The 7982-nt window shown below is 60.7% G+C and carries 8 protein-coding genes; 4 read left to right on the top strand and 4 right to left on the bottom strand.

Annotated features, from left to right (window positions below; translation table 11 throughout):
- Nucleotides 1–410: 410 nt before the first annotated feature.
- Nucleotides 411–992, top strand: a complete 582-nt coding sequence (locus GNZ13_RS16265; RefSeq protein WP_172166135.1) for a hemerythrin domain-containing protein — start codon at nt 411–413, stop codon at nt 990–992.
- Between the two features lie 204 nt (nt 993–1196).
- Entirely contained in the window at nt 1197–1406 is a 210-nt protein-coding gene (locus GNZ13_RS16260) for a hypothetical protein (RefSeq protein ID WP_172166123.1), read from the top strand.
- 512 nt (nt 1407–1918) lie between these two features.
- Here GNZ13_RS16260 and GNZ13_RS16255 read toward each other — a convergent pair.
- Nucleotides 1919–2980, bottom strand: a complete 1062-nt coding sequence (locus tag GNZ13_RS16255; RefSeq protein ID WP_172166131.1) for an IS110 family RNA-guided transposase — start codon at nt 2978–2980, stop codon at nt 1919–1921.
- Between the two features lie 51 nt (nt 2981–3031).
- On the opposite strand from GNZ13_RS16255, the gene GNZ13_RS16250 reads away from it, so the two are divergent.
- Nucleotides 3032–3763: a transposase gene (locus GNZ13_RS16250; RefSeq protein ID WP_328807236.1), complete on the top strand. Its 732-nt coding sequence runs from the start codon at nt 3032–3034 to the stop codon at nt 3761–3763.
- A 440-nt stretch (nt 3764–4203) separates the two neighbouring features.
- Nucleotides 4204–4827, top strand: coding sequence for a group II intron maturase-specific domain-containing protein (locus GNZ13_RS16245; protein WP_172166129.1), 624 nt, complete (start codon nt 4204–4206; stop codon nt 4825–4827).
- A 126-nt stretch (nt 4828–4953) separates the two neighbouring features.
- Here the strand turns inward: GNZ13_RS16245 and GNZ13_RS51540 are convergent, their stop codons facing one another.
- The 3 genes from GNZ13_RS51540 to GNZ13_RS16230 form a co-directional block, all read right to left on the bottom strand.
- Entirely contained in the window at nt 4954–5577 is a 624-nt protein-coding gene (locus tag GNZ13_RS51540; RefSeq protein WP_216674870.1) for a hypothetical protein, read from the bottom strand.
- Between the two features lie 473 nt (nt 5578–6050).
- On the bottom strand, nt 6051–6995 hold the full coding sequence (locus tag GNZ13_RS16235; protein WP_172166127.1) for a GGDEF domain-containing protein: 945 nt from the start codon (nt 6993–6995) through the stop codon (nt 6051–6053).
- Nucleotides 6983–7982, bottom strand: a 1000-nt coding sequence (locus GNZ13_RS16230) for a response regulator (protein ID WP_172166125.1), incomplete at its 5' end; no start/stop codon positions are given. The genes GNZ13_RS16230 and GNZ13_RS16235, both read right to left, overlap by 13 nt.

Here is a 7982-nt window from a genome sequence, read left to right as displayed (position 1 = left end):
GCTGATGCACAATCGCTCGTCGGTCCCGCCCGCTCACGCCTATCTGGGGCTGTGGAATACTCGTGAGCCGCTTGGACGGTTCTAGAACCGTGGGTTGACGTCATGCGCATCTGACCGGTGGCGACCCGGAGCTGACCTTTGACGCGTTATCCCGTCAACGGCGGGTTTCGAGGCTAAAACGGACGTCTGCCTGCCCAGGGAAACTCAACGGCCATTTTTTAGCCGGAGCGGTCATGCGGGGCAACATCTGCTATTGCCAGAAGCATCCTCACCCCGCTTTGAGGCCGAGAGGCGACCTGAATCCTTGATGCAGATCATAGGGTTACCCGTCGCGCCCTCCATACTTTTGATACACGGGGCTCAGGCAATCGCAGGCTGAACACGCCGTGTCGATGGATAAGGAGTTCGATATGCAAACGCCGGTAGCGAGAAAGGCCGTACGGGTCATCATTAGGGAACACCAGCAGCTATCGATGGTCGTCACGGGCATGCAACGCTCTGTCAAACTGCTCGGTGTCCTTGCCGGTGCAGGCGTGCCTAGACCGACGATGTTTCGGTCCATGCTGTTTTACATTAGCGAATATCCGGAGCAGCTACATCATCCCAAGGAGGAGCGCTATCTGTTCGCGCGCTTGCGGCACCGTGCCAACGACCTCGATAAAACCATCGACGAGTTAGAGGAACAGCACGCTCAGGGCAAGGCTCGAATGCGAAACATCGAACATGCGTTGACCCGATACGAGCTGGTTGGCGAGTCCGCGCTCCCGGTGTTGCGCGAGATGGTCGAAGAATACGCCGCGTTCTCCGCAAATCACAGACGCCTGGAAGAAGAGGTGATTCTGCCTGCCGCGCGTCAGTGGCTGACGGAGGAGGAATGGGACGAGCTGGACGAGGCGTTTGGCACGAACCGCGATCCGTTCGCCGGCGTCATGGTCGAGGCAGATCTCGGCCGCCTCTTTGCAATGATCGTCAAGGCCATCCGGGAACCTTAGGAATTGCAAATGTTGATCTGCGTCAATGCGACAGCGTTGTTGCATGTTCATGCTGGACGGTAAGTGCCCTACATCCGGTGATCGTCAGTTCAGCCCGGCAAGAGCGCATTCTGCGAGCGACATTCATGAAATGTTTGACCGCCCGCCAGATCGTTCCGGGTGTGACAGGATGTGAGGACGCTTGCCGCCGAGAAGGGAGGCGATATGCAAGCCATGCGCCACTTTCGTCTGGAACTGCGGCACGCAACGATGCCCACGTATGTTGCCAGTTATCTGTTCCCGTTTCTTTTATTCGTCTACGAAACTCATCGCGTCGGCAGGTGGACAACTGGTTGCGGGTTTTATGACGCGGCTGAATTTGTCTGCGAGCCGCGTCAGGCCTGGAGTTTTGATCGGCGGAGCCAGATCGGTTAAAGTCCAGATTTGTGGATGGCACCGATGGCTGGAAGCCAATGCTGGCAAACGATTCCGACGAAATTGAGCCTTGCGCAGTTCGAGCAGTTTGTCTTGCCGCATCTGAGTACGGGTAGGCGTGGCCCGGCACCGACGCTGGGGTTGCACAGAATCTTCAACTACATTCTGCAGTTGCTGTACATGGGATGTCTATAAGGACCTCCCCGTTTTTGCAAGCTGGGTTTAGTGATTCATGTTTTTGACTCCTGTATCGGTCAGTGAGGACTACAACGACAACGGTTGGCGGCGAGACAGACTGCATGCCTATAAACGGCCTTGCTGGGCGCCGTCACAACCGCGCCCGGGCCCGGATAGTAACCGCGCAGCAGGACTCCATCCAGTGGACGGCGAATACATTTCGTGTAGCGCCTGACATCCCATCGAGTTCGCCCGCTGCCGGTCTGACCTGTCGCTATCCATATCGATTACGTCCTCGACTACGAAGTCAATTTATGGTGATGTCGTTTGGGGTTTCAGGCGCCCGCCGCCCCACCAGTGCGGGCGGGCGCGTAGGAACGATCGAACCGTTCCCCCTTGGCGAGCACTGCCCACAGGATACGCGCATGCTTGTTGGCCACGGCGACCAGTGTCTTGTAGTAGCCCACGCGCGCCTGTAACTGAACAATCCAGCGCGAGAGTCGGTCGTCGCGTCGGTGCGCCGTGCGGATCGCCGATCGTGCGCCCAGAAACAGCAAGGTTCGCAGATAGTCGTTGCCCTGTCTGGTGATGCTCCCGAGCCGCTGCTTGCCGCCGCTGCTTTTCTGTTTGGGCACGATGCCGAGCCAGGCGGCCATCTGCCGGCCGTTTTTGAACTGGCGGGCATCCACCACTGTCACCACCGCGGCCGATGCCGTTAGCCGGCCCACGCCGCACACGTCCATGCAGCGCTGCGCCTGCGGGTCGCGGTTGGCATGCTCGGCAATCTGCCTGTCAAACCAGGCAATCTCCTCATCCAACGCCTGCCATTGTGCCCAGCCGCGCATCAGGGCCTGGCGCGCCGGTCCTGTCAGCTCATTGCTGCCGTCCTCAACGCGGTCAATGAAGTGCTGGTGTAGCTGGCGGGTGCCTTGCGGCAGGAACACGCCGAACTCGGCCAGTAGCCCGCGCAACCGGTTCGCCAGCGCTGTACGCTCCTCGACAAATCCTGTGCGCATGCGGTGCAGCACCAGCACGCTTTGCTGCGCAGGTGACTTGACCGGCACGAAACGCATGTGCGGGCGGCTCGCCGCTTCGCAGATGGCTTCGGCATCGAGTGCATCGTTCTTTACGAGAGCGCCGCCTTTGCGATAGGGCGCGACAAATTGCGGGGGAATCAGCCGCACCTCATGTCCGAGCGCGTGCAGCTTGCGTGCCCAGTAATGCGCCGCGCTGCATGCCTCCATGGCGATCAGACACGGTTCCAGATTGGCAAACCAGCTCACAAATCGCTCCCGCGAAATCGCTTTACGTACTACGACGCGTTCGGCGCTATCGACCGCATGAACCTGCATCACGTTCTTCGCCAGATCCACGCCAACACGGGTAATCCTGTCCATGATGTCCCCCTTCCCGGAAGGTTGTAGCACCAGCCATGATGGCACCAGACGGTGCCGATCCGGCGATCGGGGAGGTCCTTACCAATTCAGTGGAAGGCGCTGCCGATCGAAAGGAATGCGGCAGGTCGTCCTGAAATCCACTACACGCGCATCTATCGGGCGTTGCGGCGATGGCAGGCCGATGGCTGCATCGACGCGATTTTTGCGGGCTCGGTGCGCAAGCTTCATCAGGACGGGCTGCTTGAGCTCACGGTCATCCACGGCGACGGCACGACCACTGCCGCGAAGAAGGGCGGCGACAACCTGGGGTACAGCGGACACAAGCACCTGAAAGGCGACAAGGTGGTCGCCTTCTGCGATCGCCGCTGCAACGTGATCGCGCCATTCGTTTCTGCCCCGGGCAACCGCAACGAATCGCCGCTGCTGCGTGAGGCGCTGCCCAGATTGAACCACATCGCCCGCGCCATTGGCATGGACCTGCAAGGCTCAACGGTCAGCCTGGACGGCGTCTACGACTGCCGGGCCAATCGCAAGGCGATTTTCAACCGGGACATGATTCCCAATATTCCCGAAAACCCGCGTGGCCGTAAAACGCCGAAGCGGGGCCGCAAACTGCACTTCAATCCGGCCATTTTCGAGGAGCGCTTCAGGACCATCGAGCGGGTCTTCGCCTGGGAGGACAAGTTCCGGCGCCTGCTGCTTCGCTTCGAGCGTCTGAGCCCGGTTCACTATGCATTCAAGACCCTCGCTTACACGATGATCAACCTGCGGCACTACGGCTGACCATCAGCGCCGGTGCGAGCACTGTGGCGATGGCGCTCGGCGCCATGAAGCGTCACGTCAATTTCATCTGCAATCCTGACAAACTATCACTAAAAATAACATAAAGATCGACTCTTTTCACAACTCGAACCGCCCCTGCGCGCTCACGCCACATCGCTTCACTGCCGCCAGTTCGCGCTGGAGTGAAACCCGCAACCAGTTCGTAAATTCAAACGGCTGCGTGGGCACCGTCGGCGGGCGAGCCATTGGCTCGAACGGATTGCACGCAAGCACACGCGGCTCTTTGCACACTGGCCGCTGTTGTGGGGACAGGCTTCGGTGGGAAGAGCCGGATGAGCGGAGACGTTCACGTCCGGTTCCGTGAGCACCCGAGGGGGCAGTTCCCTCGGGTGACTCGACTCGTCATCTCGGCGGCCTCGAAAGAAGTCCTGGAGATGCGGGTGAAGCCCGCCGTGGTGGCCTTCCTCGGAGAACGTGGTTTGGAGCTCTCACAAGAGAAAACCCACATCACGCACATCGACACAGGCTTTGATTTCCTTGGATTCAACGTGCGAAAGTACGCGGGCAAGTTACTTATCAAGCCCGCCAAGCCAGCCGTAAAACGGTTCTTGGATAACATCCGGGATCTGATCAAAGCCAATGTCGCCACCACCGCAGAGCGGTTGATCCAGCAACTCAACAGTAAGTTGAGGGGCTGGGCCAACTACTACCGTCATGTTGTATCGAAGAAGACCTTCGCCTATGTCGACCACCAAGTGTTTCTGGCGCTGATCGCCTGGATCAATCGACGGCACCCCAATAGATCGGCGCGATGGAAGCGTCAGCGGTATTTCCGTCGCGACGGTCTGCGTCAATGGGTGTTCTTCGCGTCAATCCGGGACGCGCAGCGATCGACCACTCTCCTCGATCTGTTCTCGACGGCGAGTGTCCAGATCGTCCGGCACGTCAAGATTCAAGCTGACGCAACGCCTTACGATCCCGCCTTCGCAGACTACTTTACGCGTCGTGCCCAAGCGCGCAGCGTGAGCAGGCTGAGCTGGTTGGGTATGGCCGCACGTTCTTGACGATTTCTCCAGCAGCGCCGATGGGCGAGTCACCGGGTCAAACTGGCCTTGGTAAGGCTTGAGCCGTGTGCGTCCAAAGGCGCATGCACGGTTCTTAGAGGGCTGGAGGCGGGCAACCGTCTCCGGCTACTCGACCGTCGGATTGTCGGGCGGGAGGGGCACGAGGTGACGAGGCAAATCAGCATGACGACACGCAAGGAGTTGGTTGCAGCATTGCAATTGCGGTATGGCAGCGCTACCTTCGGTGAGCCACTCTTGCACTTTCGCGATATCCGCTTCATGTTCGAGCGGGTTGGTCGCCGCCGTCGCACGCAAGCTGTGCACGCCGAAGCCATCGATCGCGATGCCGGCCTGCGCAGCGTACGCGAGCACGACCTTATACACCTCGTCCGCCGTGATCGCGTTACCGAAGTTGGGAGTAAAGGCGGCCGAACGTTGCCAGGCATGACGCGCGCCAGGGCTTATGCTGCACGGCGTTCCCGGATGCTGGGGCACGTAAAATTCCGAATCCTGAAGGCACCCCGGTATGGGCGGCGCCATGGACCTGGTTGCCGGCGTCGAGAAGGTGATCCTGGTGATGGACCACAACTCCAAAGACGCGAAGAAGATGACGCGCCAATGCACCATGCCACTCACCAGCAAGGGCTGGTCGACATGCTGATCACCGATCTCGCTGTGTTGGAAATCGATGAGACTGGCATGCCCCTGACCGAGCTCGCGCCCGACGTGACGCTTGCCGAAATCGCCCAAAGGACGGACGCCCAATACAAGATCGCCCCGCCGCTGCAGGCGCCTTGACGCCGACCTCAAGAAGCACATGGAACATGAATCAGCCTGGATCGGCATTCCCGATTACGCGGAAGGTAAAGCTTGACACCGCGTGCTCGAAATTGCGAACGATCACCGCACCTGTCAAGGCGTGCGAGGCGGGTCCGGTTCGTAGCTGCTGGCCGTGGCAATACCACTTCCCTGCGCCGACCCGCTGAACTGAAAACCGATGCCTAGCGGGCGTGGTGCCGCCGCTCGGAAGGCACGACCCTGGCGCGCATGGACGCTCGGCGTACGCCTCTGGCATAACAGCCGGCCGGTGACTATGCTTTGATTCCGGACCAGAAATTTCGAGACGGTAACCTCCGTGTGAGATCCACATCTCTGCAATCGGTCATCGAGCTCTGACGAAACTTGCTTGATCTGTTAAGGCGGTCGTTGAGACAGGATAGGCCCTACGCTTGCGGATCATCGGGCGCCGGATGAACCCGATTCCGTCCCTGCGCCTTTGCCAGGTACAGCGCTTCATCCGCCCGCTTCAGCCAAGCGTTCACTGTCATGGCCTCGCGCGGCCACGCCGCCACGCCCGCAGAAACCGTAATCACGCCGCTGGGACTTCCCGTGTGCGGCAGCGCCATTGCCGCGACCGTCTCGCGAAAATTCTCTGCCGCCTGACAGCCGTCGCGCAACGATTGCGCAGGCAGGATAACGAGAAATTCCTCGCCGCCGAAACGGTAGCCGCGCCCGCCCGGGCGCATGTTCTGGTGCAATACACCGGCCACAGCTTTGAGCACCTCGTCCCCGGCGAAATGCCCGTAATGGTCGTTGTACGCTTTGAAATAATCGACATCGAGCATGATGGCACAGAACCCGCCCGGCCCACTGGGAGCCCATGCCGGAAACAGGTTGAGATCCTCGCGGAGCCTGAGGCGGTTATACAGTTCCGTCAGCGGGTCGGTGCGCGCCAGCTCGAACAGCCGCGCATTGAAATGCTCGAGCTCCCTCTGCTGGGTGGCGAGTTGCCTGTGCAGCGCGGTAATCCGGTGCGCCACCAGAAGACGTATGGCCAACTGGTCGGGGTCGAGCGGTTTGGCGAGATAATCATCCGCACCGGCCTGCATTCCGTCGAGGATATTGACCTTGCTGCCCGACGACGTAATGAAGATGAAATAAACATATTTCTCCAGCCGGGTTGAGGCGCGGATCCGCCGGCAAAGTTCCAGCCCATCCATGCCCGGCATTTCCCGGTCGCTGATGACGACGTCGACATCGTTGTCCTGGAATAGTCGCCACGCCTCCTCACCGGTGTTGGCGGACACGAACTCATGCTTCAGCCGCCGCATCTGGATTTCCAGGATCAATCGCGAGGAAGCGTCGTCTTCGGCAATCAGGACGCGCATGGCGGGGGCGGTTCAGTGTTGAGTTGCGCGAGAACATTGCAAATCCCGGCGAATTCGGCCTCGGCATCATCCAGGCGTCCGGGCACGGTCTCAAGCTCGGCGGCGCGCGCCGCGGTCTCGATCTCGCCGCACAGGCTCGCCAGACGCCGCAGGCCGAGATTCCCAGCGCTGCCCTTGACCGCATGCGCCAGCCTGGCGACCCCGTCGGCGTCGGCCGTTTCCAGCATCCGGCCAAGTTCCGAGAGGCGCCGCTGCGTGTCCTGAATGAACAGGCGGGCAATGTCCCTCATGCCCATGCCCGTACCATCATCAAGCCGGTGCAGCTGCTCGCGCAGCTCCTGTCCGACGGCGGACATACCGGTGTGCGGCGCGTCTGCCGTCCGGCCGTTCTGGCCATAGTGGGCCATGGCGCCGAACAGCCGCTGCCAGTCGATCGGTTTCGTGATTGTCGTGGTCATGCCGGCGGCCTGGTAGCGCAGCAGGTCTTCCGGCAGAACGTTGGCCGTCAGTGCCAGAATGGGCACCCTGCCGCGCGGCGCCGGCAGGGTGCGAATGCGTCGCGTCGCCTCCATCCCGTCCATGACCGGCATGTTCACATCCATCAGGATGAGGTCGAAATCCTCGTCCGTGGCCGCCGCCAGCGCCTGCTCGCCCGTTTCCACCGCGACCACCTGATAGCCCTGCGTGTGCAGCATTTTCGTGACAAGCACCCTGTTGACCTCGACATCCTCGGCCAGGAGCACGCGTTGTGGGCTGTGTTTCATCATGCCCAATTTTTCCGGCTCCTCCAGCGCGGTGGGTTCGCCCAATGTCATTGGCACCTCGAACCAGAACCGGCTGCCCACGCCCGATAGACTTTCCACACCTATCGTTCCGCCCAGTGCCTCAACGAGACGCTTGCAGATGGCAAGGCCAAGGCCGCTGCCGCCGTAGCGGCGTGTCGTCGAGGTATCGACCTGACTGAAGGCGTCGAACAGGTGAGCCTGC

Origin of the sequence: Paraburkholderia elongata (assembly GCF_013177735.1) — a bacterium.
GTDB lineage: Bacteria > Pseudomonadota > Gammaproteobacteria > Burkholderiales > Burkholderiaceae > Paraburkholderia > Paraburkholderia elongata.
Note: the sequence above shows the minus strand (reverse complement) of the source record. Positions and strands in the feature narration are given on the sequence as shown.

Coding starts and splice junctions, on each gene's coding strand:
- GNZ13_RS16235 (WP_172166127.1), bottom strand. CDS start 6,995: ATGCGCGTCCTGATTGCCGAAGACGACGCTTCCTCGCGATTGATCCTG.
- GNZ13_RS16255 (WP_172166131.1), bottom strand. CDS start 2,980: ATGGACAGGATTACCCGTGTTGGCGTGGATCTGGCGAAGAACGTGATG.
- GNZ13_RS16260 (WP_172166123.1), top strand. CDS start 1,197: ATGCAAGCCATGCGCCACTTTCGTCTGGAACTGCGGCACGCAACGATG.
- GNZ13_RS16265 (WP_172166135.1), top strand. CDS start 411: ATGCAAACGCCGGTAGCGAGAAAGGCCGTACGGGTCATCATTAGGGAA.